Here is a 24,878-nt window from a genome sequence, read left to right on the forward strand (position 1 = left end):
CTCTGTCCCCTAACCGAGACCTCGCGTTCCCCCTCGTGTGAGTCTAGGGCAGCAGATATGAGCTTTCATGCCCCCGTGTTGGGGGCGCAGACGATCGGTCAATCGGCCGATCGATGCGCGCGGCGACCCTTGCGGGTCCGACGCTTGGTGACCGAGGGAGCGCGATGTACGACCCCGGCGAGCCAGCGCCCCAGGCGCTCAGGGGTGGAACTCACGGGCGTTGCCGGGGAAGCATCCGGCACCTCGGTGTCTTCGACCCGGCGCAGCTTGCGAGCGGCCTTGGCCGGTTTCTTCTTGCCGCTCGGCGCGTCAATGGGCGGTTCGAGCGTGAGCTCGTCCACGGAGGTTGGCCGCTGGAAGTCGGCGGTGTACTGGGTCCATTCCTGGCCGTCCCACCAACGGCGTCGGTTGCCGCCTTCCGGATCCGGATACCACCCGGCCGGCAGGCGGGTGGTTGCGGTGACTCCCATGTCCTTCTATCTCCTCGCGCACTCGTACCACAATCATCGCCGATCATGCCGGTGAATGCTGGGAGCGAACCTACACAAAGGCAGCACAGTTTTGGTGGAAGGCACTCATGACCGCGGCTCGAATCCTGCCGATAGTGGCAAGGTGGAGTTATGACCGTAGTCATCAAGCGGGTGTACGACGACCCTGGCCAGCGCGACGGTTACCGGGTGCTGGTCGATCGCATCTGGCCGCGGGGCCTGAGCAAGGATTCCGCCCACCTCGACGAGTGGGTGAAGGACGTCGCGCCGACGGATGAGCTGCGTTCCTGGTTCGGCCATGATCCAGACCGCTTCGACGATTTCGCGAAACGCTATCGAGAAGAACTCGCAGCCAACCCTGTTCTCGAAAGCCTGCGTGAGATCATCCGTTCACACCGCAAGGTGACGCTGCTCTATGGCGCGCGCGACACGGAGCACAATCAGGCTGTTGTGCTGCGCGACCACCTGGCGCGGTAGCCCTACTTCAGCTCCTTGCAGCGGAGCCGTGCCAAGGCGCGATGCTCGATCTGGCGCACCCGCTCCCTGGACACTCCCAGGGCCGAACCGACCTGCGTGAAGGTCATCGGCGCGTCCTCACGCAGCCCGAAGCGCATCTGGATGATCTCGGCTTCCCGCGGCGGAAGGTCCGCCACCTTCTTGCGCAACAGTTCGGTGCGCAGGAGTGCCCCGATGATGTCGACGACGGGGGCGTCCTCGTCGTCTTCGATCAGGTCGCCCAGTTCGGTGCCGCCGTCGTCGCCGACAAGCGTATGGAGGGACACCGGCTCCCGGTCGGCATCCAGGAACTTGTGGATGTCTTCAACGCTGAAGTTCGTCTCGATGGCGAGTTCTTCCGGAGTGGGAACCCGTCCCAACTCCAACTCGAGCTGATGTGAAGTTCGGCGCACACTGGCGACCTTCTCCGCCGTATGAACCGGCACACGGATGAGTCTGGCTTCCGACACAGACCGCGCCACCGCCTGCTTGATCCACCACATGGCGTAGGTGGAGAACTTGAATCCCTGGCGGTAGTCGAACTTCTTGACGGCGCGGTCGAGGCCGAGGTTGCCGTCCTGGATGAGATCCATGAACTGGGTGCCTTTCCCGCCGTATCGTTTCGCGACGGTGACAACCAGCTTGAGGTTCGAGCGGAAGAATCGGAGGTAGGCGGCCTCTCCGTCGTGGACGAGGGTTCGCAGTTCGCGCGCCAACTCGGTGCCCGGCTTCACCTCGCCGGAGTCGAGTTTCTCCTGAGCGAGGACCCCGACTTCGATGCAGATGGCCAGCTCGATTTCTTCTTCTGCAGTGAGGATCGGGATTGACCCGATCTTCTGCAGGTAGTCCCGTACAGCGTCGTCGCTGGCGCCGGGGATTGGCCTCCGCGCGGTATCCGGTTGGGCGCTGGCGGTTACCTTCTGCGATTTGGCGGTTACCGTCTTGGAGGTAACGCGGGGTTCGATACGTTCTGCAAGGCTCACTGTCCGACCTCCCGTTGGTAGTATCTAAGAGCGAGCGTTCTCTCTACCACCCATTAGGGGGTAGACCGGGGATTCTGTCAAGTAGGAGAAAAGGGGTTGACATGGCGGATGCGACGAGGCCAAGCGCCAAGAAGCGCATCCTGATGACGGCCTACGACCTCTTTTCCCAGCGGGGCGTTCGCGATGTCAGCGTGGATGAGATCATCCGCGTATCGGGTGTGGCGATCGCGACTTTCTACCGGCATTACTCCTCCAAGAACGAGTTGGCGGCAGACTTCCTGACGCTTCGGGCGGAGGTGTGGAGCACGGATGCGGTGGTAGCCGAATCGAGGCGGAGGACAGGAGATCCGCGCACCAGGCTGCTCGCGATCTTCGACATTTTCGACGAGTGGTTCCGGCGGGACGACTTCGAGGGCGACTCCTTCGTCAACGTGCTGATCGAGATGGGCCCGGAGCATCCGCTCGGCAAGGCGAGCATCGAGCACCTGGGCGATGTGCGCAAGTCGGTGCAGCAGATGGCGGAGGATGCCTCGCTGCGGGACCCGGTCAACTTCGGCCACACCTTCCAGATCCTGATGAAGGGCGCCATCATCGCGGCCATGATGGGGGACGCCGACGCCGCCCGTCGAACCAAGAGCGTCGCCGAGATGTTGATCGCCACGCACGAGAAGTAGCTCATCCGCCTAAGGCCCTGTTCGCAGAAGATAGGGCAACCGCCCGATCCGCCGGGTCCTCCTTAGAAATCACGATGGAGACATCGATCAAGGAGAGCAGATGTCGGACTACATGCAGTACACCCAGTGGCGGCAGCGCGAGGAGAGCATGCCGCGCGAGTTGGAGCGGGCCCGGGTCATGGCCGAGCGAGGGGCTGAGCGGGTGGCCGAGGAGCGCACGAACCGCCGAGCCGCCCGTGCCGAGCGCACTACGCGCCGCACAGCGTGGCGCGCGGGCCAACTGGTGGCCGCGCTCCGCGCAATTCGGCGCGGAACGAGCCGGTCGTCGCAAGCAACCGGAAGAGAAGCGGTGGCGGAGCCGGAGCGTGAGCCGGCCTACCACCAATGATCAACTCGTCCGCAGCAGCGGAGCCTGGAAACGGTTCCATCGCCGTCGGAGGACCGTGGCACGATGGAAGGGTGAGATCGCCCGTGGCAAGCCCGACAATGATCGGGCGAGACCGCGAACTGCGGCAGTTGCTCGCTGTGCTCGCTGAAGCACTCGAGGGTGTTCCGCGTGCCGTCGTGGTAGCCGGCGAGGCCGGAATCGGCAAGACACGGCTGCTCGCCGAATTCCAGGTACAGGCGAGTGCGTCCGCCCGCATTCTCGTCGGGCAGTGCGTTGACCTCGGTGCGGCCGGCGTTCCCTACGCTCCGATCATCTCGGTGTTGCGTTCCCTGGTGCAGCAGGCGGGAGCGGATGCCGTGCTCGCCGCTGCGGGACCGGGCCGGGAGGCGCTCACCCTGCTGCTCCCCGAGCTGACCGTCCGCCCAGCCGATCGGGCCGCCGCCGGGCTGGAGCGGTTGCACGAGATGGTTGCTGTGATCCTGGAGACCTTTGCTCGCGACCAGCCGATCGTGGTGGTGATCGAAGACCTGCACTGGGTCGACAGTGCCAGCCTCACGGCACTGCAATTCCTGCTGAACGCTGTCACCGCTGGGCGCATCATGCTGTTGCTCAGCTATCGCAGCGACGACGTCAGCCGCGGGCATCCGTTGCGGGCGTTCCTCTCGAACGCGGAGCGTGCGCGGGTTCTGACGCGCATCCAATTGGGTCGTTTGGGCTTTGCCGAGGTGGAGGCGCAGGCGCGCGGGATTCTCGGCACGCAGCCAGACCCGGACACCCTCGCTGGGGTGTTCGAGCGCAGCGAGGGGGTGCCGTTCTTTGTCGAAGAGCTGGTCGACCGGGACTGCGTCGGGCTGCCCGACACCCTGCGCGACCTGCTGCTGGCGCGCTATGACCGGTTGAGCGACGCCGCGCAATACCTGCTCCGGATGCTGTCGGCCGGCGGGATGAGAGTGTCGCACCGGCTGCTCGCAGCAGTCTTCGAGCAGCCGACGCCGGGGCGAACCCCGAGTGACCTGGATGCCGCCGCGCGGGAAGCGGTATCGGCAAACGTCCTGGAGACGGAGGAGGACAGCTACACCTTCCGGCACGCCCTGGTGCGCGAGGCGATCGAGGCCGACTTGCTACCGGGCGAGCGCGCCAGGTTCCACACCGGGTTTGCTGAAGCGCTGGAGGCGGCCGGTGATTGCTCCTCGTCAGAAGTGGCCCAGCACTGGTTTGCCGCGGGCAATCCGGCCAGGGCATTCCCTTCTGCGCTGACGGCGATGACTGATGCCAAGCACGCCTATGCCTACGCGACAGCGGCACAGCTGGGGGAGCGTGCACTCTCCCTCTGGGACCAGGTTCCGGATGCCGAGGAGGTGGCCGGCCGCACCCGGGTCGACCTGCTCGCCAAGACCGCGTCCGCGCTCCGCAATGCAGGCGACGGCGAACGCGCACTGGCCATGGTGGACGTCGCCATTGACGAGTATGACTCTGACGGTGTCACCCTGGCGCGACTGCTGCGGGACAAGGCCAACTATCTCGGGCAGATCGCGCAGGCAGGTTCTGTGCTCCTGCTCGAGCGCGCGCTGGAACTTGTTCCGCCGGGTGTCAACGAGCGGCTTCGCGTCAGCCTGCTGAACGCGCTGGCCGGGCGCTTGATGCTTGAGGGCGACCTGGGGCGGGCGCTGGACGCCGCCACCCAGGCCGCCGAACTGGCGGCGACCCTCGACGTGCCGGCCCAGGCATCCGTCGCCGCCAACGTGGCCGGCCTCTGCAAGGCCCATCTCGGCCGCGTCGAGGAGGGACTCGCCCAATTGGACAGTGCGCGCCCGCTCGCCCAGGGCGACCCGGGCGCGATGCTGCGGTACCGAGTGAACGCGTCAGACCTGCGCTTTCACCTCGGACAGTACGAATGGGCGCTGGCGATCGCCGAGAAGGGCATGCAGCGTGCCCGCGAACTCGGTGTGGAACGGGTGTCCGGGGTGATCCTCGCAGCCAATGCCATCGAACCACTTATCGCATTGGGTCGCTGGGACCGCGCAGAACAGCTCACCGACCGGATGCTCGCCTTGGCGCCGTCCGCGGGATTCAAGCTGTTCCTGCAGCAATCGAAGTTGTCGATGCTGTTGCGGCGGGGGCACGTCGAAGCGGCTTACGCGCAATACCGGGAGTGGCGGCAGGCGCTGATCAGGGGTGGCCAGGCTGAGACGCAGAACCGCTTCGGAAACGCGCGCGTCCTCGCGGAACTCCTGCTCGAGTGCGGTGACCTGGATGGCGCACTGGAACAAGTCGCGTTCCTGCTGGACACCAGGCACCGCCCGCTGCCGGCCTACGGGGTGCCGTTGCTGGCAGTCGCCGCCCGGGTGCTGGCTGCCTGCCGAGATTCGGGCGCCGCCCTGCCGCCCGAATTCGCCACTGGCGAGTCGCGGCTACGTGCGCTCATGGAGTCGATGCGATCCTGGCCGACCTGGCCGGTCTGGAACAGCCAGTTCGAGGCTGAACTGGCGACCGAACACCAGGTCGAGGCCTGGGCGCTCGCGGCGGAGCGCGCACCCGACGGCACGGCCTGGTTGGTGCCGTACTCGCTGTTCCGTCTGGGCCAGGCGCAGACGACGGCTGGGAACAGGACGGCCGGCCAGGACTCCCTGCGTGCGGCGGTCGCTGCGGCCAGGGAGCTGGGAGCCGGCCTCATCGTCGACCGGGCTACCGCGTTCGCGGAACGTGCGGGGCTGGTCCTCGCAGACCAGCAGCCGGTGCGGGCATCCGCCGGGCTTCAGCTGACGGCCAGGGAACGCCAGGTACTCGAACTGGTCGAAGAGGGCCTCAGCAACCGGCAGATCGGCGAGCGGCTGTTCATCAGCTCCAAGACGGCGTCGGTGCACGTGTCGGCCATCTTGCGGAAACTCGGCGCCGCCACGCGCACCGAGGCGGCCGTGCTGGCGTCTCGGGCGCTGGTGCCGTAGTAGTCCTTCCCCGCGCCGGCCCGCATCTGGTTGCCACCAATCGTGGGATCCCGGGAACTGACGGATGCTGCGCCGCGAGCATGGGGCGATGAGAACTCCCAGCTACCACGACGCCAAGACCGGGCCGCTCACCTCGCAGGTGCTGATCGAGGAACGCGTGCGCGCGCTCATCGGCCGGGCCTGCCGCCACCAATTGTGGTTTCTGTTCCTCGACGACAACCAGGTTCAGCTGCCGTTGATGATCCCGCTCGACGACCTGCCGAGTGTGCCCGACGGCTCGGTTCACGACCTCGCTCGGGCAATGGGCCAGGCGATGGAGGCCGCGGGCGCCGGATCGATCATCGTCGTCATCGAGCGCTACGCGTCATCGGCGTTGACGCCGGCGGATGTCGCCTGGGCTCGGGGCATCCATGAGGCGTTCGACCTGGAGCAGCTCGAAGTGCGCGGTGTGCTGCTCAGCCACAATCGGGGTGTCCGCTGGATCGCACAGGACGATTACCGGTTCTCTCCCACAGCCTCGTGACCCAGCGCCGACTGAGGCCTCTCAGAGCTGCTCGTCGTGGCGCTCTCCATCGTCGTCCTCCTCGTCCTCCGCTTCGATCCGTTCGTCGGGGTCGATCGTTGGAGGCGGCATCTTCTCGGGCTCGTCAGAGAGGTCTTCTTCGCGTTCGTCATCGAGGTTCGGCTCGTACTCGCGGGAGCTGACGGTATCCATGCTTCGACGGTACGCCGACGGCGCCAACAGTCAAGCCTTGACAGCTCCTCCTAGCGGGATGAGATCTGGTCGAATCGCCTGGTTGCCAACGGAACGAAGATCAGCAGCACCACGACGATGCCGATCAACACCGTGAGCACGGGGTTCTGCTGGCTCCAGACATCTGACTGCACCGCTTGAGGCGGCACATTGCCGAACAGTTCACGCGCTGCCTGCACCAGTGCCGAAACCGGATTGTATTCGGCGAACACCCGCAGCGGGGTAGGGAGCGTTTCGCTCGGCACGAACGCATTGGAGATGAAGGTGAGGGGAAACAACACAAGGAACGAGACGTTGTTGATGACCTCGGGGCTGCGCACCAGCATGCCCAGATAGGCCATCATCCAGGACAGGGCATAGGCGAACAGCAGAAGCAGCGCAACGCCGGCGATCGCTTCGAAGAGGCTGGAACGGATGCGCCACCCGACGATGAACCCGGTCGTCATCATCACGATCATGGAGATCGCATTGATGAGCAGGTCGCCGTTGGTACGCCCGATCAGCACCGCCGATGGACTCATCGGCAGGGTGCGGAAACGGTCGATGATGCCGTCTTTCAGGTCCTGGGCCATCGCCGAACCGGAATACGTCGAGCCGAAAACCACCGTCTGGGCGAAGATCCCGGCCATGATGAATTCCTTGTAGCTGCTGCCGGGGATGTCGATCACACCGGCGTAGATATAGGTGAACAGCAGAACGAACATGATCGGCTGAAGCGTGGTGAACACCAGGATGTCCGGCACCCGCTTGATCTTGATCAGGTTGCGTCTGGTGGTGATCCAGCCGTCACTGAACCAATGAGAAGCGCGCGAGTTCATTTCTTCGCACCTTCCGCCGCAGCCTCTTCCGGTTCCTCGGTCGCCGCGTGCCCGGTCAGCTTCATGAACACGTCGTCGAGGGTCGGCCTGCGCATTCCTGCGTCATACAGACGGATGCCACGGGAGCCGAGTTCGGCGAGGATCCCCTGCAATGCGTCGGGGGCGTCCTCGGCGCTGACCGCGAGCGCTCGCCCTTCTGCTTCCACGCTGGGTTCGGAGCTGCCGAACCTGGCGAGTACCTGTCGCGCCACCGCGCTGTCGTCAGCCGACACGAGGTTGATTTCCACGCGCTGCCCTCCGATGGAGGCCTTCAGCTCGTCCGCCGTGCCGCGGGCGATGACCCTGCCTTCGTCGATCACCGAGATGCTGTCGGCCAGCCGGTCGGCTTCCTCCAGATACTGGGTGGTCAGCAACACCGTGGTGCCTTCACCGACCAGCGTGGTGATGAGGTCCCACATGCCGAGCCTGCTGCGCGGGTCAAGTCCGGTTGTCGGCTCGTCGAGGAACAACACTTTGGGGCGGGTGACCAGTGCACCGGCGAGGTCGATGCGTCGCCGCATACCGCCGGAGAACCCCTTGACCGGCCTGTTCATGGCCTCGGTCAGGTCGAAGATGTCGCCCAGCTCCCGCGCCCTGGCACGCGACGCCTTGGCGCCCAGGTGGTAGAGCCTGCCGACCATGTCGAGGTTCTCGAAGCCGGTCAGATTCTCGTCGACGGCGGCGTATTGCCCGGAAACGCCGATGATGGGGCGAATCCGGTCCGGGTGCTGCAGCACGTCGATTCCGTCGATGACCGCGGTGCCGGCATCCGGTTTGACCAGCGTGGTGAGCACCTTGACCGTGGTGGTCTTGCCGGCCCCGTTGGGCCCGAGCAGGGCAGTCACAGTGCCCTGCGGGACGGCGAGGTCGAGCCCGTCGAGGGCGTGCACGGGATCTGCCCCCTTGGGCGTGTAGATCTTGGTCAGTCCGGTCGCTTCGACGAATGCCACTCAGTGACGGTAACCGGTGCCACTGACATTGTCTACGGCCTTGTCCTGATCGGCGGCAAGCGGGGAATCGCTGACCTACAGCGTCCCAGCCGTGAGTACCGCGACGCTCGATACCACGGCAAGGACTCCGAGGAGAACTGACATCCGGATGATTCGACGACGGCGTTGCAGCGGGCCATCCGCCGGTTCAGGTTCGGCCTGGACGGCGACCGGCACGGCGGGGATCTCGAACTCTTCCACCGGCTCCTGCCACTCTCCGACGGAAACAGCCGTCGGAGGGGCGATCGGTGGCAGGTGTTTGGGGAAGTCGTCAACCTCGGTGTCGGCTCCTCGGCGCGCGCGGAGCTCCCGGCGGGTGAGCATGGTTTGCTCGATCTCCGGGTCGAGGTCTGGGCTGACGGCCTCGTCGCCGGGCGCGTCTTCGGTGGCACGCTCCGCAGGCGTCTCCGTGATTTCCGCCGATTTTTCGGCGGGTGCGGTCGTCGCCAGCAGGTCGACTTCGCCGGAGTGCGTCGGCTCGTACGGCATCGGAGCGACCTCGTCGGTCCAGGTGGTGCCGTTCCACAGGCGCAGGTTGGTTCCCGTCGATGGGTCGACGTACCAGCCTTCGGGTGCGGAACTCACGATAATCCTTCGGGTGGATCGATCAATTGTGTTGCGGGTGAGCGGCTCGCCTGGGTAGGTGGGAGCTTCTCATAGACAAGCCTGCGCCCAATATATCGTTCGCGCATCATCCCAGAACGGGGGTACTGCATCCGTCCCCCAAGGTACGGACAGCCCAGAGAGCGGACAGCACAGACAATGGACAACACAGTGGGTGCGTCGCAGCTTCGCGACGCACCCACCGTTTGTTGTTGTTGCGAAGGTCAGCCGACCAACTCCGACTCCTTCTTGATCGTCGCCGGAGCATCCGTCCCACGCCACTTGCCGAGCGCGTTCATCAGGTGGTAGATCACGACAGCCGCGACCGTACCGAGGATGATGCCCTCGAACTTCACCTCGCCGAACGCGAGGGTGTAGTTGGCGATGCCCATGACGAGGGCGACACCAGCGGTCATCTGGTTCTTCGGACGAGAGAAGTCGACCTTGTTCTCTACCCAGATGCGGATGCCGATGACACCGATCAGGCCGTACAGCGCCGTGGTCACTCCGCCGATGACCCCCGGCGGGATGGTGTTGATGATGGCGCCGACCTTGGGGGAGAGGCCCAGCAGGATCGCCGTGATGCCGGCAACCCAGTAGGCCGCTGTCGAGAAGATGCGGGTCGCGGCCATCACGCCGATGTTCTCGCCGTAGGTGGTGGTGGGGGAGCCTCCGCCGAAGCCGGCGATCACCGTTGCGAAACCATCCGCGAACAGCGCGCGCCCGGTAAGCGGGTCGAGGTCGCGTTCGATCAGCTGGCCGACACCCTTGATGTGACCCACGTTCTCGGCAACGAGCGCCAGCACGACCGGCAGGAACATCAGATAGATGGGCAGGTACGCCATGTCGAAGACCGGGGTGATGAACTCCGGCAGTCCGATCCAGGCCGCCTCCTCGATCTTGGAGAAGTCGACCTCGCCGGCGACCACTGCCGCGATGTAGCCGACCACGACGCCGACCAGGATCGACAGCCTGCCGATGAATCCCTTGAACACGACGGCGCAGAGGATGACCGCGAACAACGTGATCAGGGCGACCCAGGGGGAGGCCTCGAAGTTGGTCTTCGCCACCGGGGCCAGCGCGAACCCGATCAGGGCGACGATCGCCCCGCTGACCACTGCGGGCAGCAGCACGTTGATCCAGCCGGTTCCCGAGACGTGCACGATGATGCCGACGATGGCAAGCACCGCGCCTGTGACGATGATGCCGCCGAGCGCGACGCCCTGGCCGCCGGATGCTGTCGCAGCCAGGATCGGGGCGATGAACGCGAACGACGACCCGACGTAGCTGGGGAGCTTGTTCTGCGTGATGATCAGGAACAGCAGTGTTCCGATACCGGAGAAGAGCAGCGTCGTTGCTGGCGGGAATCCGGTGATGATCGGGACGAGGAAGGTGGCGCCGAACATGGCGACGACGTGCTGTCCACCGAATCCGATGGTGCGCCACCAGGTGAGGCGTTCCTCGGGGAGGATGATCGCATCGGACGAGACATCTTTGCCGTCACCATGCAGTTTCCAGGGCAATGCCATAGTGCACTCCATTCATTGAGGTTGCCCGAACACTACTGGTGGTCGAGCGGTTAGCGATAGCGCGACATTCCGCACGCGTGGCGACTGGTGCCTGAGTATGTGCTGGCAATACAGTGAACCCGTGACCAAGACTGCCACCCCCGCGCCCACATTCCGCACCCGAGTCGACACGTTCTTCTCGATCACCAAGAGGGGGTCGAACTACAGCCGGGAAATCCGCGGTGGCATTGTCACCTTCGTGGCCATGGCGTACATCGTCATCCTGAACCCGATCATCCTCAGCGGAAGTCCGGATGTCGATGGCAACTCCCTGGGGTTCACCCAGGTCGCAGCCGTGACCGCGCTGACCTCGGGCGTCATGACCATCCTGTTCGGGCTCATCTCGCGGCTGCCGTTCGCGTTCGCGGCCGGCCTTGGAATCAACTCGTTCCTCGCGGTGAGCGTCGTCGGGCAGGTCAGCTGGCCGGAGGCGATGGGGCTCGTCGTCATCAACGGCCTCATCATCGTGCTGCTGTCAGCGACCAACATGCGCCGCCTGATCTTCGACGCCGTACCGATCCAGCTCAAGATCGCGATCACCGTCGGCATCGGCCTGTTCATCGCGTTCATCGGCCTGGTGAACGCCGGGTTCGTCACCTCGACCGGTTTCGGCTCCCCGCCCGTCGGTCTCGGAGTCGACGGCTCGGTTGCCACCATTCCGACCCTGCTGTTCGTCTTCACGCTACTGCTCACCGGTGTTCTGGTCGCCCGCAAGGTTCGCGGTGCACTGCTCATCGGCATCCTGGTCAGCACCGTCATCGCGGTAATCGTCGAGACCTTCGCGAAGCTGGGCAGCGGCGTCGAGAACGCCGGCGGCTGGAGCCTCACCATTCCGGTGCTGCCTGAGCAGTGGGTGAGCCTGCCGGACCTCAGCCTGATCGGCGCTGTCAGCTTCGGAAGCTTCGAACGCATCGGTGCCCTCGCCGCGATCATGCTGGTGTTCACGCTCGTCTTCACCAACTTCTTCGACGCCATGGGCACCATGACCGGGCTCTCCAAGGAGGCCGGACTGGCGGATGACAAGGGAAACTTCCCGAACATCAAGTCGGCGCTCATCGTCGAAGGCGTAGGCGCCGTCGCCGGTGGCCTGACCTCCGGGTCGTCCAACACGGTCTTCATCGAGTCCGGAGCCGGCATCGGCGAGGGCGCGCGTACCGGCCTGGCCAACCTGGTCACCGGTGTGCTGTTCCTGCTCGCCATGTTCCTCACCCCGCTCACCACCATCGTTCCGAGCGAGGTGGCTGCCGCGGTGCTGGTCATTGTCGGCGCGATGATGATGTCGCAGATCAAGGACATCGTCTGGACCGACTTCGCTGTTGCGCTGCCCGTGTTCCTCACCGTGCTGGTGATGCCGCTGACCTACTCGATCGCGAACGGCATCGGCGCGGGCTTCATCGCCTGGGTCGTACTGCAGGCGCTGTCGGGCAAGGCGAAGACGGTGTCGCCGCTGCTCTGGATCACCGCGGTCGGCTTCGCCATCTACTTCGCCCGTGGCCCGGTCGAGGCCCTGATCGGCGGGTAGCGCTAAAGCTGGACCCGCTTAACCACGAGCCGGTTTGTTGACCGCGAGTCCGCATATTTGTCCTCTTGGTCAACAAACCGGCTCGTGGTCGGTTGGGCGAGGCGGTGGGATGCGGCCTGGGCTGACAGGTCAGCGCACGTCGTAGCGGGCGAGGGCGTCCGCGTCGCGGGAGTAGGTTACCGAGCTGCGCGCGGTGTCCAGCGCCAGCACCGGGTCGGCCTCCGCCTCGGCGAGGGTGAGCAGGCGCTCCGCCTCGGCCAGCCGGGTGCGGGCCTCCGCTCCCACCCGTCCACGCCGTGCGGCGACGAAGTCGCGGGTGACGGACAGCTGACTCCTGGCCGCGACCAGCGCGCCGGCAAGAGCCGCCTTCGCGCCGTCGAGCCGCTGCCGCTGATTGCGTGCCCCGGCCAGGCTGAAGTCGAGGGTCGCCCCGACCTCCCGAAGTTCGTCGAGGGCGCGGATGGGGTCGTCCTCAGGCAACGCAGAAAGGATGCCGGCCACCTTCTCGATCGCTGCGCCGACGGCCGCCCCGGTCGCCGGGTCCGGCGGATCGTCCCGCACCGCCTTCGCCTCCTCCAGGCTGGCGCGCGTTGACGCGGCCAGGCTGCCCACGGCATCCGTCGCCTTCTTCAACTCGCCGGCCAGCGAGTCGATCGCGTCAAGCAGCTGCATGGCTTGGTGCGCGCTGTCGGTTGCTGCGCGAACGGCGTCGACCGCGGCAGTCGTCGAGGTGGTTCCGAGGGCGGCGGATGCGGTGTCGGCAGACTCCTGCGCGGCGGCGAGCGCATCATCCGCCCGCTGAAGGTTGTCCGCCACCGGGGCGACGGCGCTCGCCGAATAGGTCTTGCGCAGCTGCGCGAGCCGGTCGGAGCCGGCCTGGCGCCGTTCGATCAACGATGCGATGAGCGCGCGTGCCGACTCCAGGTTGGCCGGAGCATTCTTCTCCAGCCCGCGAAGGTCGTCGAAGCGCGCCTGCTCGGCGGTGAGCGCGGCCAGCGCCGTCTCGCACAGGTGCAGGATGCGCGCCGTCCAGTCGCGCTGTTGTGCAGCGGTGTCCGGGTGGGCGTCGTCGAGGCGCTGCTGCAGGGTGAATGCCTCGGTCAGGCTGGAGCGGGCGGATGCCAGCACCCTGGCGTAATCGCCGGTGGCCTCCACCCCGAACTGGGCGATGGCGAAGGCGAGCTCCTCCTCGCCGGTGGTGACCGCGTCGTCGAGCCGCACCAGCTGGATGTTCGCGCGCTGCTTCACCGGTCGGGGCCCGGGCTGCTGCGGGGTGCGGGCGTGCCGCCGGCGCAGCAGCCAGAAGCCGACGCCCACCGCGACGACGAAGATCACGGTGAGCGTGATTGCCACCGTCCAGGCGGCCCGAATCAGACCATCCGCGTCACCCATGGGCCACAGTTTAGGGGCGTATTCTGTGCGAAACTCCCCCCAGCATCCACGGAAAGCGCGCGGGGGCACCTTAAGGTTGCGGTGTGTGGCATGCCGACAGAAAACTGGATGATGACGACTACGGGTCTGACTCGATCAGCGAACCGGCGCGCGCGGAGCGCCAGGTGACCGCCCCCCACGCCCTCAGCCTCGGCGACCCGAGGTACTCCGCCGCGAACGTGGCCGAGCCGACCTGGGCCGGATGGCGCGACCAGCTGCGCGAGGTTGGCGGCCCGTCACCGCTGCTGCACTTCATCGACGCGCCGCGCACGCGCATCGAGCTCAGCACCACGCATCCGGGCGGCCTTGCCCAGTTCATCACCGGCAAGTCGACGCTGCTGTCCAACCTGATCCGCGACGACCTGGCCCTGCGCAGCGCGAAGCTGGCCGCAGCCCAGCTCGCCACCAAGAGCCTCGAGCTTGCCACCGCCCGTGCCCTGGACGCCGTGCACCTCGGCATCGGTATCGCCGAATGGCAGTACGAGGGCGAGGACTTCCGGGCACCGGTCCTCCTGCGCCCACTGGCGATCCGGCGCTACGGCAAGGACTTCGAACTCCGTCTTCGCGGTCTCCCGTTCCTGAACCCGGAACTCGCGCACGCCCTGACCGAGCAGTTCGGCATCACCCTCGATGCGGATGCGTTTGTCGCGCTGGCGGAGGAAGACGGCTCGTTCAAGCCGAACAAGGTCATCGACCGGCTGCGCGGGCTCACCTCGCACCTCGAGTGGTTCAACGTGCAGCCGCGCCTGGTCGGCTCCTCCTTCGTGGACGTCTCGAGAAGGATGCAGGTTGACGCCGCCGAGCTGGAGCATCCGGTTCTCGATGCCCTGGCCGGCAACCCGGCGGCCAAGTGGGCGGTCGGGGAGAGTTACGCGCCGGTGGAGCCGCAGCATCCGGATGACCGCGCCCCCGAAACCGACACCCTCCTCCTGGATGCGGACGCCGAGCAGGAGAACGTGATCGCGCAGATCGCGGCAGGCAACTCCGTCGTGGTCAAGACGCTGCCGGGTACTGGTGGAACCCAGACCATCGTGAATGCCCTCGGATGCCTGGTGAACCAGAATAAGCGCGTCCTGGTGGTCAGCCCACGCCGTTCGACGCTCGCCGGCATCGGCCAGCGTCTCGGCGAGATCGGCCTGCCCGGTTTCGCGGTGTCGCCGTCCACGCTCAGGCGAGACCTCATCCGCTCGATCGGTCGCAACGAGAAGGCGCGTCCGGCGTCGCTCACCGATGTCGACGACGCCATGGTGCGCCTGCGCAAGGTGCTCCTCGACTACCGGGCAGCCATCGCCCGCCGGGATCCGGTCATCGGTATCTCGGTGCTGGACTGCCTCACCGAGCTGTCGCGGCTGGCCCTCCTCCCGAACCCGCCGTCGACCACGGCGCGGCTCTCCCGCACCAGCGTGGAACGGCTGGCTGAGAACCGCGATCGGGCTGCCGAGGCCATGGTGCAGGCCGCAACCCTCGGCGAATTCAAGTACGGCCCGGGCGATTCTCCCTGGTACGGCGCGGACTTCCCGAGCAGCCAGGCCGCTGAGAGCGCCCACCTGCTGGCACGGCGCCTGCACGAAGAAGACGTGCCGCGACTGCTGGTCCGAGCGAACGAACTCATCGACGGCACCCACATGCGGCCGTACCAGAGCATCGACGAGCTGGGTGCCTACCTGCGCCTGCTGACCGACATCCGCGACACCCTCGACAAGTTCCTGCCGGTCGTCTACGACCGTTCCCTGGGCGAGTTGATTGCGGCGACCTCGTCTCGCCGCGAGTCGTCGCAGATGTCCGGCGCGAACCGCCGTCGCCTGAAGAAGCTGGCCAAGGAGTACCTGCGCCCCGGCGTGCACGTGAGCGACATGAACGAGTCGCTGGTGCGCATCCAGCAGCAGCGACTGCTCTGGCAGCGGTTCGCCCCGGCCGGGATCACGCCGCAGGTGCCCGTCGGCATCGCTTCGGTGCAGGTGCTGCACCAGCAGATCACGCAAGACCTGCAGTCGCTGGATGCGCCGCTCGGCCTGACCGGCGATCGCCGGCTGGCGAACCAGTCCATCACCGAGCTGACCGGCTGGCTGGCCGGGCTGGCCGTCGAGTCGGATGCCCTGGCGAACCTCCAGGAGCGCACGCAGCTGCGTGCGACACTGAACGACCTGCAGATCGAGCCGCTGATCGAAGACCTCTCGTCGCGCCACGTTGCGCAGGACCAGGTCGCCGCCGAACTCGAGCTCGCCTGGTGGCAGTCCGCTCTCGAATCCCTGCTGGAGGCCGACCGGGCGCTGCTCGGAGCGAACACCACCGTGCTCGACCGGCTGGAGGCCGACTTCCGGCTGGTCGACGAGGCCCATGCGGCCGGCAGCTCCCAACTGCTCGCCTGGCAGCTGGCCGAGAACTGGAAGATCGGGCTGGTCGACTGGCCGGACGAGGCCAGCCAGCTTAAGCGTGCACTGCGCCGCGCCGACGTCACGTCGCACCAGCTGCATGCCGCGGCACCGCACCTGTCCAGGACGCTCGCGCCGGTGTGGCTGGCCTCGCCGTACGAGGTCGACCTGATCTCGGACGCAATGCACTTCGACACCGTCATCATCGTGGATGCCGGCGCGGTCACCCTCGCCGAGACGGTGGGCGCCATCCGCCGCGCCAGGCAGACGGTCGCGTTCGGTGACCCGGTCACCCAGACCCCCGCCGCGTTCAGTACCCGCATCGAAGAGGAACCGACAGAGCTGCACCCCGATTCCGAGGAGCTGGATGCCCTGCACGCCGACTCCGCGCTGGCACGCCTCGGCACCCTCCTGCCGACGCTGGCGCTCACGCGCAGCTATCGCGCCGGCGGTGAGGACCTCGCCGAGTTGGTGAACCGTCGCTTCTACGCCGGCAAGATCGAGTCCTTCCCGTGGGCTGGCAGCTTCCTCGGGCACGGCAGCCTCCGCCTCGACTACGTGGAGGGCGGCAGCGGCATGCCGGACGCCGACTCCGGCGCGGTAGAGAGTGTCGATGCCGAAGTCGATCGCGTCGTCGAATTGGTAATGGAGCACGCCGCCAAGCGACCGGCCGAATCCCTCATGGTCATCACTGCGAGCCATAAGCACGCCGTGCGCCTGGAGCGTGCAGTGCTGGGGGCGCTGGCCGGCCGGGCGGAGTTGAGCGAGTTCGTGCTGAGCGACCGGTCCGAGCCGTTCATGATCACCACCATCGAGCACGCCGTGGCGCAGAGCCGCGACCGGGTGATCTTCTCCATCGGGTACGGACGCACCCCGCACGGTCGCGTGCTGTCCGACTTCGGCGCCCTCGGCAAACCGGGCGGCGAACGCCTGCTGGCCGTCGCGATGACCCGCGCCCGCCGCGGCATGGTCATCGTCACCTGTTTCGAGCCGGATGACATCGATGAGAGCCGGATGCAGTACGGCGCCATCGCGCTCGCCGAGGTGCTGGCGGATGCCACGGCAAGGCACGCGCACGAGAACCTGCCAGACGACAGCGAGCCGATGCTGGTCGACCTGGCCAAGCGCCTCGAGGCCCGCGGACTTCGGGTGGCGCTCGGCCACCGCGGCAAGCTCGGGCTGGTCACCTCCCACGGTGGCATGTGCCTCACCATCGAGACCGATTCGGTGCTGCTGTCGTCCAGCCTGCGCGAGTCGCTGCGGCTGAGGCCCGAGCTGCTGCGCCGTCTCGGCTGGCATTACCTTCGGGTGCACGCCTTCGAGCTGTTCAGTAACCCCGACACGGTCGCGGACCGTATTGTCGGGATGCTCGGCGCGACCCCCGGCCCGGTCACCGAGCCGATCCCGGTCATCACCCAGGCTTCCTGAGGTGGATACGCGAAACCAGCCCGACAGCGAGCCGACCCCCGACGGCGAAGCGGATGCTCGGAAGCCGCGCCGTCGCATCCGTCGCCGTGTGAGAACGGAACCGGCCCCCGGAACGGATCCGCATCCCGCCCCGGAGCCGCGCCGCCACGCCTCCGGCGAGAACGACGACCAGCTCAAGCGTGACGTGCCGCCCCACTGGGGCTGACACGCCTCACTAAAGTTACTGGGCCGCGTGGGTGCCGCGCTCGCCTGGACCGCTCTCGGTCTTCGCGAGGAGGTCGCGGATCTCCGCCAGCAGGTCCAGTTCGGTCGGCGGAACTTCCTCCTCCGAGGCCCCGGCTGCCCTCTTCTCCTCGGCGCGGCGCTTCAGGTAGTTCATCGGCATGACCAGCGCGAAGTAGACGGCCGCCGCCACCAGCAGGAACTGGATGATGGCGGCGATGACCGCCCCGAAGTACAGCTTTGCCTCGCCACCGGCCAGGGTCGGGATCGTCACGATCAAGGTGTCCTTGAGGTTGTCGGCACTGAACAGCGCCCCGATGAGCGGGTTGATCAATTGTTCGACGAGCGCGTTGACCACGGCGGTGAATGCGAGGCCAACGACGAATGCGACCGCGAGATCGATCACGTTGCCGCGCATGATGAATTCTTTGAATCCCTTGAGCATGAGCTGTACTCCCTTACGTCTTGTTACGAACTGGAAGTGCTGGTCGTGCTCGGTGCCGCGGCGGGCGCCGGTGTGCTCGGGGAGGAGTCGGTCGACTTCTTCGCTGGAGCAGAAGCCGGCGCCTTCTCCGCTTTCGCACCCGATTCCGACCGCGAATCCGTGCGGTAAAAACCAGACCCGTTAAAGCTAACGCCGATGTTGCTGAAAACCTTGCGCAACGTGGGTTTTCCACACGATGGACACACCGTCAGGGTCTCGTCGGTGAACGACTGGTACTGCTCGAAGTCGTGTCCGCAGGAGGTGCAAGCGTAAGAGTAGGTGGGCAAGTGGAACCTCTGCGTATTCAGAAAATCCTAGAAGGCGACGACCCCGCTGGGGGTCACGACACCGTTGACCGGCTTGTCGTGCAACTCCGTCGGCACGGCCTCTAAGAATTCGTTGTCGAAGACAACAGCATAAACCGGCGGGGACTGCTCCATTGACCCGATGGTCCGGTCGATGTAGCCGCGACCCCACCCCATCCGCATGCCTGACCGGTCGACGGATGCCGCCGGCACGATGATGAGGTCGACATCATTGATCGCGATCGGCCCCAGAAGTTCGCCGACTGGTTCGGGCCACCCGAACGGTCCCTCCGTCTCGTGCTCACCGTCGGCGACCACCCAGTCGAGCAGGCCGTCATCCCGCGAAATCGGCAGGAGCACTCGCACGCCCTGCTCGAGCGCCCAGTTGATGTACTCCCGGATGTTCGGCTCGTCTGTGTTCGGAAGGTAGGCCGAAACCGAGCGTGCCCCCAAACGTGTGGTGAGGTCGATCAGGTGCTGGGTGAAGGCGGCGGTGGCCCCTTCGCGCTCGAGCGTTGTCAGGTTTCGACGTCGCTCGCGCAGTTCTGCGCGGAGGGCGCGCTTCGCGTTGCTCGGGTCAGCGGTCATGCAGCCATCCTAGGGAAAAGGTAACCTGTGCCCTATGTCACCAACCATCACGAAAGCCGTCATCCCCGCCGCCGGCCTGGGTACGCGCTTCCTGCCTGCGACGAAGGCGATGCCGAAGGAGATGCTGCCGGTCGTCGACAAGCCGGCCATCCAGTACGTCGTCGAAGAGGCAGTGGCGGCCGGGCTGAGGGACATCCTGATGATCACCGGCCGCAACAAGGGCGCCCTCGAGAACCACTTCGACCGGGTGGGCGAACTTGAGGACGTGCTCCGGCGGAAGGGGGACATCGAACGCCTGGAGAAGGTGAACGAGTCGACCGATCTCGCCGACGTGCACTACGTGCGCCAGGGCGACCCGCTGGGTCTCGGCCACGCGGTGTTGCGGGCTCGCCAGCATGTCGGCAACGTGCCGTTCGCCGTCCTGCTGGGTGACGACATCATCGACTCCCGTGACGTGTTGCTGACCCGCATGATCGAGGAGCAGGGCAAGCGCAACGCCAGTATCGTCGCGCTGCTCGAGGTGGATCCATCATCCGCCCACCTTTACGGCGTCGCGACCGTTGAGGCGACGGATGACGACGACGTGGTGCGCATCACCGGCCTGGTCGAGAAGCCGGCGCAGGGGACTGCCCCGTCCAACCTCGCCGTGATCGGACGCTACGTGCTGCGCCCGGAGGTGTTCGACATCCTCGAGAACACAGCACCGGGCAAGGGCAACGAGATCCAGCTGACGGATGCGCTGCTCACCATGGCAGAGACCCCGGATGCCACCGGCGGCGTCTACGGGGTCGTTTTCCGTGGCCGGCGCTACGACACCGGCGACCGGGTCGACTACATCAAGGCGATCATCCAACTCGCGCTGGATCGCGAGGACCTGGGCAGCGAGCTGCGCCCCTGGATCAAAGACTTCGTCCGGACCCTGGACTGAACCATGGTCGCCAGCGTGCCCACGCTCACCGAGGGCGAGACCACCATCCGCCCCATCCGGGTGCGCGACGCCAAGCAGTTGGAGCGGGAGCTCATGGAGAACCGCTCCTGGCTCCGGCAGTGGGAGGCGACCAGCCCGAATGGGCCGAGCGAGTTCGACACCCGGTACAGCATCCGCAGCCTTCAGGGGAATGCGCGGAGTGGTCACGGCCTGCCGTTCGCCATCGAGTACCAGGGCACGTTCGCCGGGCAGTTGAACGTTTCCGGCATCACCTACGGCTCGCTCGCGTCGGCGAGCATCGGGTACTGGGTGTCCGAGCGGTTCGCGGGCAAGGGGCTCACGCCCACTGCGGTGGCGCTCGCCACCGATTACTGCTTCTTCGAAATGGGGCTGCACCGGATGGAGATCTGCATCCGCCCCGAGAATGGGCCGTCACTGCGGGTGGTCGAGAAGCTCGGCTTCCGTTATGAGGGTCTGCGCCGGCGGTTCATCCACATCGACGGTGACTGGCGCGACCACTACTGTTTCGCGCTGATCGTGGAGGAGGTTCCGACCGGAATCCTGCGTCGGTGGCTCGACGGGCAGGTGCCCGCCACGAACGCCGTCATCCCAGACTCCGATCGTGCGGCAGCCGCCAGGCCGATGACCACCCCGCGCCAGCTCAGAGCGCCATGAACGGGATCATGGTGGTCAGAACCACCGACAGGATGAAGATGGTCGTGGCGACCACGGTCAGCACCAACTGGGAGCGCACCCCGCGCACCACGGCTGCGATGCCGAGCAGGAACAGGCTGAGGGCCATCAGCACGGTGTTCAGCGTCAACCTGTCGCTGTAGCTGTTGTACGCGTCTCCCTCGGCGACCATTGCATCCGCCTCGGCCAGCATCTCCTCGGACGGGGCGAAGCGCGCGGTGAGGTAGTCCTCCGAGTCGAACGGGCTCGCGTACTCGTCCGGGGTCGCGTCGTTCTGCTCGGCCGACCAGGTGATGGCGGCCGCGAGGTCATCGTCCACCGACTGGAAGTAGAGGGTGTCGAACTTGTCGCTGGCGGTCTGGGCGAGCGCGGCATCCGGGTTGTCCATGTCGATCGACAGGTCGGTCAGGCTGCTCCAGACGTCCACGTCGCGGATGTACTGCTGGTTCGCCTCCAGGTAGAGGGACTCCGCCGTCGTTCTCGCGTTCTGGCCCTTCGTGTATGCCCCCGCCATCTGGCTGTCGTACAGCGCAGCCTGGAAGGAGGCGTATGCGGTGGCTACCGAGACCAGGCCGAGCAGCACCACGATGACGAGTTCGAAGTTGCTGAACAGGAACGTCAGGCGGCCAGTGGCCGGGCGGTCAGCGGATGTTTCGGGCACGACGATTGCGGGAGATTCTGCAGTGGACACGCGGCTGCCTTTCGAGGACGCAGAGGGGGGCTGCTGAAGTTTATTGGCGGCCGGCGCGCCGCGAGGATGCCTTCGCATACCCCAGAAGTAGGGCCCCGGACCGCGTGGCATCCGTCAGACACACCTCCGTGAATGGGGAGCGTGTGGCCTCCGCACTCGTACCGTTGGTGCATGGGAATAGAGGGGCTCAGCTCGAGCGTGGTGATCGTGCTCGCCGCCGTGCTCTGGCTCGTCTACCTCGTCCCCACCTGGTTGCGTCGCCGAGAGTACCTCTCCACCGAGCGCAACGCGGTACGCCTGCAGCAGACGCTGCGCATCATGGCGGAGACCGCTGAAGTTCCGGACCAGGTGCGCATCGAGGCCACAACACGAAACGTGGCAGCACAGGAGAAGATCTTGCAGCGCGAAATGCAACGCACCCAGGCGATCGCCCGGGCGCAGGATGCCGCCGCCGCTCGCGCGGCCGCCCGCCAGCTCGCTGAGACGGGGCCGGCCATTGCGGCATCCGTCGCCCCCACTTCGCTCGCCTCCCGCCGGTTGAGGCGCTCCCGGGCGATGACGACAGTGGCATTGCTCGCCGCCCTCATCGCGATCGGGTTCGGCATCGGCCAGGCCGTGGTCGGTGGCGGTGCCGTGTTGCTCGTCGCCGGGGCCGTCGTCGCGATCGGCGCGGTGGCGCTGCTGGTGCAGATCAACCAGGTGAGCCACGCCCGCGCCCAGCTCGCCCAGACCTTGCAGCCGTCACGCGCCGCGGAAGTGTTCGAGGCGGAGCGGCCGGTGGCGCGGCAGCAACCGGTGCGCACCAGCTGGACGCCGATGCCGATGCCGAAGCCGCTCTACCTGTCGCGGTCGGAGGTCGCGCCCGCAGCACGGGACGCTGCGCAGGCAGACAGTGCCGCCCAGTTACAGGAAGCAGCAGCTCGGGCGGAACGCGCGCTGCGTGCGGCCCAGGAGCAGGCCACGCCGATCTCCCGACCAGAGCCGGCTGCCGCACCGGCGAATCGTTTCGCTCGCATGGGCATCGTCGAGGTCGACGAGTCGAGCACCCCGGACCTGGACGAGGTCCTGCGCCGCCGTCGCGCCGTCTAGCCAGTGCCCTCCTGCAGCGGGCGCGTTCTCGTGAGGGGTGCCTTGTGGGGGTTCATCCTCCTCGCGAACCCCCACAAGGCGCCCCTCAGCGGAAGTATTGCTGTGAATGGCACGGATGATCGTGGCCGACTGAGGTGATAACCTAGCTACCGCAGTACGGGCCTATGGCGCAGTTGGTAGCGCGCCTCGTTCGCATCGAGGAGGTCAGGAGTTCGAATCTCCTTAGGTCCACCAACGAGGTACGGCCCCGCACGGAGTGTGGGGCCGTACCTCGTTAACTGTGCGCGGGATTCGAGGAGGAGTGAGGGCGGAGCCCGATCGACGGAGTCTCCTTAGGTCCACCACTGGAAGTCCCGCACATGGTGCGGGACTTCTTCCATTAAGGCGCACGGTGATTCAATGGAGCCATGACCGCCAGCCGCTGCCCCTGCCTGAGCGGTTCGCCCTACGACGAGTGCTGTGGTCCATTCCACGCCGGAGTCGCGGCTGCCCCGACCGCTGAACGCCTGATGCGCTCCCGCTACAGCGCGTATGCGGTCGGTGACGTTTCGTACCTCCTGCGCACCTGGCATCCGGCCACCCGTCCCAGCGAACTCACGATGCTGGACTCGGAGCTGCGCTGGTACCGGCTGGACATCCTGTCCACGTCCGGCGGCGGCATGCTCGACACGGATGGCACGGTCGAGTTCCGCGCACACTACAAGGCAGCGGATGCCGCGGGCAGCCAGCACGAGACGAGTCGCTTCGTGCGGCACTCCGGTGCATGGGTCTACGTCGACGGAGTCTGACTAGGGGAGTGCCGGGCCCAATACGCGGTCGAGCAGCCTCTCTACGAGGTCGTCGGCCTCGCCCCGTTCGTACAGTCCCGGCAGCAGGGCCTGGGAGAGGCCTGCGGATGCGATGAGGATGAGCTCGGCATCGGTGGACGGCTTGATTCCGCGCTCCGGGTGTTCGTCTGCGAAGCGCGAGAGAAGCGATGCGACTACTGCAACCAGTGCGCGGGGAGCGGTCAGGGTTGCAGCCGGTTCCAGGTCGGTGGGTTGTGCTGCGAGCACGGTCGCGTGGAACTGCGCGAGTACAATGGCGTCGTCACGGCGCGATTGATCGTACGGGAGCAGCTCGTCGATGACCGCTCGAATGGCGTCACGCGGTGCTACGTCGCCTCCGAGAGCTGCCCAGCGCGACGCGAAGCGGGCGCCGGCATCTTCGACTACGGCGCTCTGAGTCGCAAGCAGTAACGCCCGCTTGTTCCCGAAGTAGTACTGAACGAGCCGCACGGAGATGCCGGCCTCGGCTGCCACCGATTGAAAGGTCGCTGACTCGAGTCCACGGCGGGCGATCAACCGACGCACCGAATCGGTGATTTCGCGACGGCGAATCTCATGATCGACGAGTTTCGGCATCCGGTCCCTTCCCTTCCTTCAAGGTTATGGTACGTCCATAACAATTGAATGGTATGTTCGTACCATCAAAGGAGGGGCGCCATGGCCAAGCTCGGAAAATTCACCAGTCAAGCTGCGGGCGAAGCGTACCTTCGCGCGTACGACGAAGCCGAGAAGCTCTGGCCCGCTCCGGTACGGACCCGTGACGTGGAGACCTCCTTCGGTCATACTCACGTGCACGTGTCCGGTGAGGGGGACGGCGTTCCGCTGGTACTCATTCACGGCCTGGCCGGAAGCGGGTTGTCCTGGCACTCTGTCGTCGCGGAGCTCGGTCGGGGCCGACTCGTCTACGCGCCTGACAACGTCGGTGTAGCCGGCCGCAGCGTTCAGACTGCGCCGATCTCGTCGGCAGCTGACTACGGCGCGTGGGGAGCCGAACTCCTCGAAGGGCTGGGTCTGAAGCGGGCTCACCTGCTGGGCTACTCGGAGGGTGCCTGGTACGCGGCGCTCATCGCATCCCACTTCGGCTCACGCGGCTCGGATCGGATTGCGAGCCTGACGCTGGGCGAGGGCATCACGACGCTCGTCAAGCCCTCCCCGGAGGCGCTGCGACGGATGTTCGCCGCAGCGTTCCTTCCGACAAGGAAGCGCATGGACTCCTTCAACGAATGGCTATCGCCGGGCGTCACACTCGCGCCCGAGGACATAGCGCTGGCGACCGCTTCGATGAAGTACCGGCGGCATACGCCGTGGCCCGCACCACTCAGTGACCATGAGCTTCGCGCGATCACTGCTCCTACGCTCGCACTGTTCGGAGCCGAAACGCGACTCGGCAACCCGGTCGCGGCAGGTGCCCGCATCGCCGACAACATCCGAGACACTCGCGTCGAACTTATACCCGGTGGCGGGCATGGTCTGCTGTGGCAACTCAGGGCCGATGTGTTGCCACTCATCTCCGAGTTCCTCAGGGAGAAATCTCGGTAGGTTGCGAAATCGACC

At 66.3% G+C, this 24,878-nt stretch carries 26 protein-coding genes, 1 tRNA gene and 1 pseudogene; 15 read left to right on the forward strand and 13 right to left on the reverse strand.

All coding sequences use genetic code 11. The features are described from left to right. Window positions 1–98 precede the first annotated feature (98 nt). On the reverse strand, window positions 99–470 hold the full coding sequence (locus tag ACX3PH_RS11845; RefSeq protein WP_459092749.1) for a DUF2510 domain-containing protein: 372 nt from the start codon (window positions 468–470) through the stop codon (window positions 99–101). A 150-nt stretch (window positions 471–620) separates the two neighbouring features. On the opposite strand from ACX3PH_RS11845, the gene ACX3PH_RS11850 reads away from it, so the two are divergent. Beyond that, window positions 621–965, forward strand: coding sequence for a DUF488 domain-containing protein (locus ACX3PH_RS11850; RefSeq protein ID WP_459092750.1), 345 nt, complete (start codon window positions 621–623; stop codon window positions 963–965). A 2-nt stretch (window positions 966–967) separates the two neighbouring features. Here ACX3PH_RS11850 and ACX3PH_RS11855 read toward each other — a convergent pair whose 3' ends face one another. Further along, on the reverse strand, window positions 968–1,966 hold the full coding sequence (locus ACX3PH_RS11855) for a sigma-70 family RNA polymerase sigma factor (protein WP_459092752.1): 999 nt from the start codon (window positions 1,964–1,966) through the stop codon (window positions 968–970). 101 nt (window positions 1,967–2,067) lie between these two features. On the opposite strand from ACX3PH_RS11855, the gene ACX3PH_RS11860 reads away from it, so the two are divergent. From ACX3PH_RS11860 to ACX3PH_RS11875, 4 genes are all read left to right on the forward strand, one after another. Continuing rightward, complete coding sequence (locus ACX3PH_RS11860) at window positions 2,068–2,640, forward strand: TetR/AcrR family transcriptional regulator (protein WP_459092754.1); 573 nt, start codon at window positions 2,068–2,070, stop codon at window positions 2,638–2,640. A 100-nt stretch (window positions 2,641–2,740) separates the two neighbouring features. Then, a complete protein-coding gene (locus tag ACX3PH_RS11865; RefSeq protein ID WP_459092756.1) occupies window positions 2,741–3,028 on the forward strand; it encodes a hypothetical protein in 288 nt (95 codons plus the stop codon). 83 nt (window positions 3,029–3,111) lie between these two features. Next, window positions 3,112–5,973, forward strand: coding sequence for a helix-turn-helix transcriptional regulator (locus tag ACX3PH_RS11870; RefSeq protein ID WP_459092758.1), 2,862 nt, complete (start codon window positions 3,112–3,114; stop codon window positions 5,971–5,973). An 88-nt stretch (window positions 5,974–6,061) separates the two neighbouring features. Then, on the forward strand, window positions 6,062–6,496 hold the full coding sequence (locus tag ACX3PH_RS11875) for a hypothetical protein (RefSeq protein ID WP_459092760.1): 435 nt from the start codon (window positions 6,062–6,064) through the stop codon (window positions 6,494–6,496). Between the two features lie 21 nt (window positions 6,497–6,517). Here ACX3PH_RS11875 and ACX3PH_RS11880 read toward each other — a convergent pair whose 3' ends face one another. The 5 genes from ACX3PH_RS11880 to ACX3PH_RS11900 all read right to left on the reverse strand — a co-directional run bounded on the left by ACX3PH_RS11880 (window position 6,518) and on the right by ACX3PH_RS11900 (window position 10,705). Further along, a complete protein-coding gene (locus tag ACX3PH_RS11880; protein ID WP_459092762.1) occupies window positions 6,518–6,688 on the reverse strand; it encodes a hypothetical protein in 171 nt (56 codons plus the stop codon). Window positions 6,689–6,738: 50 nt separating this feature from the next. Then, window positions 6,739–7,545 (reverse strand): ABC transporter permease, encoded by an 807-nt coding sequence (locus ACX3PH_RS11885; RefSeq protein ID WP_459092764.1) that lies wholly within the window; start codon window positions 7,543–7,545, stop codon window positions 6,739–6,741. Further along, entirely contained in the window at window positions 7,542–8,534 is a 993-nt protein-coding gene (locus tag ACX3PH_RS11890; RefSeq protein WP_459092766.1) for an ATP-binding cassette domain-containing protein, read from the reverse strand. The genes ACX3PH_RS11885 and ACX3PH_RS11890 overlap by 4 nt, the downstream gene beginning before the upstream one ends. Before the next feature lie 75 nt (window positions 8,535–8,609). Next, the gene (locus ACX3PH_RS11895) at window positions 8,610–9,158 is read right to left on the reverse strand and encodes a DUF2510 domain-containing protein (RefSeq protein ID WP_459092768.1); all 549 of its coding nucleotides are present in this window, start codon (window positions 9,156–9,158) and stop codon (window positions 8,610–8,612) included. Between the two features lie 242 nt (window positions 9,159–9,400). Continuing rightward, window positions 9,401–10,705 (reverse strand): uracil-xanthine permease family protein, encoded by a 1,305-nt coding sequence (locus ACX3PH_RS11900; RefSeq protein WP_459092770.1) that lies wholly within the window; start codon window positions 10,703–10,705, stop codon window positions 9,401–9,403. 97 nt (window positions 10,706–10,802) lie between these two features. Here ACX3PH_RS11900 and ACX3PH_RS11905 point away from each other — a divergent pair, with 97 nt between their 5' ends. Continuing rightward, window positions 10,803–12,266 (forward strand): NCS2 family permease, encoded by a 1,464-nt coding sequence (locus ACX3PH_RS11905; RefSeq protein ID WP_459092772.1) that lies wholly within the window; start codon window positions 10,803–10,805, stop codon window positions 12,264–12,266. A 129-nt stretch (window positions 12,267–12,395) separates the two neighbouring features. Here ACX3PH_RS11905 and ACX3PH_RS11910 read toward each other — a convergent pair whose 3' ends face one another. Then, window positions 12,396–13,658 carry a hypothetical protein gene (locus ACX3PH_RS11910; RefSeq protein ID WP_459092774.1) on the reverse strand — a complete coding sequence of 421 codons (1,263 nt, stop codon included), beginning with the start codon at window positions 13,656–13,658 and terminating at the stop codon, window positions 12,396–12,398. An 83-nt stretch (window positions 13,659–13,741) separates the two neighbouring features. Between ACX3PH_RS11910 and ACX3PH_RS11915 the strand changes: the two genes are divergently transcribed. Further along, window positions 13,742–17,497, forward strand: coding sequence for a DEAD/DEAH box helicase (locus ACX3PH_RS11915; RefSeq protein WP_459092776.1), 3,756 nt, complete (start codon window positions 13,742–13,744; stop codon window positions 17,495–17,497). A gap of 1 nt (window position 17,498) precedes the next feature. Further along, on the forward strand, window positions 17,499–17,702 hold the full coding sequence (locus tag ACX3PH_RS11920; RefSeq protein ID WP_459092778.1) for a hypothetical protein: 204 nt from the start codon (window positions 17,499–17,501) through the stop codon (window positions 17,700–17,702). Window positions 17,703–17,717: 15 nt separating this feature from the next. Here the strand turns inward: ACX3PH_RS11920 and mscL are convergent, their stop codons facing one another. Beyond that, the gene (gene mscL / locus ACX3PH_RS11925; RefSeq protein ID WP_459092780.1) at window positions 17,718–18,164 is read right to left on the reverse strand and encodes a large conductance mechanosensitive channel protein MscL; all 447 of its coding nucleotides are present in this window, start codon (window positions 18,162–18,164) and stop codon (window positions 17,718–17,720) included. Between the two features lie 36 nt (window positions 18,165–18,200). Here mscL and ACX3PH_RS11930 point away from each other — a divergent pair, with 36 nt between their 5' ends. Beyond that, window positions 18,201–18,332: a hypothetical protein gene (locus tag ACX3PH_RS11930; protein ID WP_459092888.1), complete on the forward strand. Its 132-nt coding sequence runs from the start codon at window positions 18,201–18,203 to the stop codon at window positions 18,330–18,332. 62 nt (window positions 18,333–18,394) lie between these two features. Here the strand turns inward: ACX3PH_RS11930 and ACX3PH_RS11935 are convergent. Continuing rightward, a pseudogene (locus tag ACX3PH_RS11935) lies at window positions 18,395–18,490 on the reverse strand (FmdB family zinc ribbon protein); the annotation flags it as partial. A 27-nt stretch (window positions 18,491–18,517) separates the two neighbouring features. Beyond that, window positions 18,518–19,096, reverse strand: a complete 579-nt coding sequence (locus ACX3PH_RS11940; RefSeq protein ID WP_459092782.1) for a 5-formyltetrahydrofolate cyclo-ligase — start codon at window positions 19,094–19,096, stop codon at window positions 18,518–18,520. A 34-nt stretch (window positions 19,097–19,130) separates the two neighbouring features. Here ACX3PH_RS11940 and galU point away from each other — a divergent pair, with 34 nt between their 5' ends. Next, the gene (gene galU, locus ACX3PH_RS11945) at window positions 19,131–20,024 is read left to right on the forward strand and encodes a UTP--glucose-1-phosphate uridylyltransferase GalU (RefSeq protein WP_459092784.1); all 894 of its coding nucleotides are present in this window, start codon (window positions 19,131–19,133) and stop codon (window positions 20,022–20,024) included. Between the two features lie 3 nt (window positions 20,025–20,027). Beyond that, entirely contained in the window at window positions 20,028–20,699 is a 672-nt protein-coding gene (locus ACX3PH_RS11950) for a GNAT family N-acetyltransferase (protein ID WP_459092786.1), read from the forward strand. Here the strand turns inward: ACX3PH_RS11950 and ACX3PH_RS11955 are convergent. Next, window positions 20,686–21,408: a hypothetical protein gene (locus ACX3PH_RS11955; protein ID WP_459092788.1), complete on the reverse strand. Its 723-nt coding sequence runs from the start codon at window positions 21,406–21,408 to the stop codon at window positions 20,686–20,688. The genes ACX3PH_RS11950 and ACX3PH_RS11955 overlap by 14 nt on opposite strands. A 171-nt stretch (window positions 21,409–21,579) precedes the next feature. Here ACX3PH_RS11955 and ACX3PH_RS11960 point away from each other — a divergent pair, with 171 nt between their 5' ends. The 3 genes from ACX3PH_RS11960 to ACX3PH_RS11970 all read left to right on the forward strand — a co-directional run bounded on the left by ACX3PH_RS11960 (window position 21,580) and on the right by ACX3PH_RS11970 (window position 23,285). Continuing rightward, complete coding sequence (locus tag ACX3PH_RS11960) at window positions 21,580–22,497, forward strand: phage holin family protein (protein WP_459092790.1); 918 nt, start codon at window positions 21,580–21,582, stop codon at window positions 22,495–22,497. A gap of 158 nt (window positions 22,498–22,655) precedes the next feature. Further along, window positions 22,656–22,731: transfer RNA gene (locus ACX3PH_RS11965), tRNA-Ala, on the forward strand. 173 nt (window positions 22,732–22,904) lie between these two features. After that, the gene (locus tag ACX3PH_RS11970) at window positions 22,905–23,285 is read left to right on the forward strand and encodes a YchJ family protein (RefSeq protein WP_459092792.1); all 381 of its coding nucleotides are present in this window, start codon (window positions 22,905–22,907) and stop codon (window positions 23,283–23,285) included. Here the strand turns inward: ACX3PH_RS11970 and ACX3PH_RS11975 are convergent, their stop codons facing one another. Next, a complete protein-coding gene (locus ACX3PH_RS11975; protein ID WP_459092794.1) occupies window positions 23,286–23,900 on the reverse strand; it encodes a TetR/AcrR family transcriptional regulator in 615 nt (204 codons plus the stop codon). 81 nt (window positions 23,901–23,981) lie between these two features. Between ACX3PH_RS11975 and ACX3PH_RS11980 the strand changes: the two genes are divergently transcribed. After that, window positions 23,982–24,863, forward strand: coding sequence for an alpha/beta fold hydrolase (locus tag ACX3PH_RS11980; protein WP_459092796.1), 882 nt, complete (start codon window positions 23,982–23,984; stop codon window positions 24,861–24,863). Window positions 24,864–24,878 lie beyond the last annotated feature (15 nt).

The organism is Homoserinimonas sp. A520 (genome assembly GCF_054489245.1).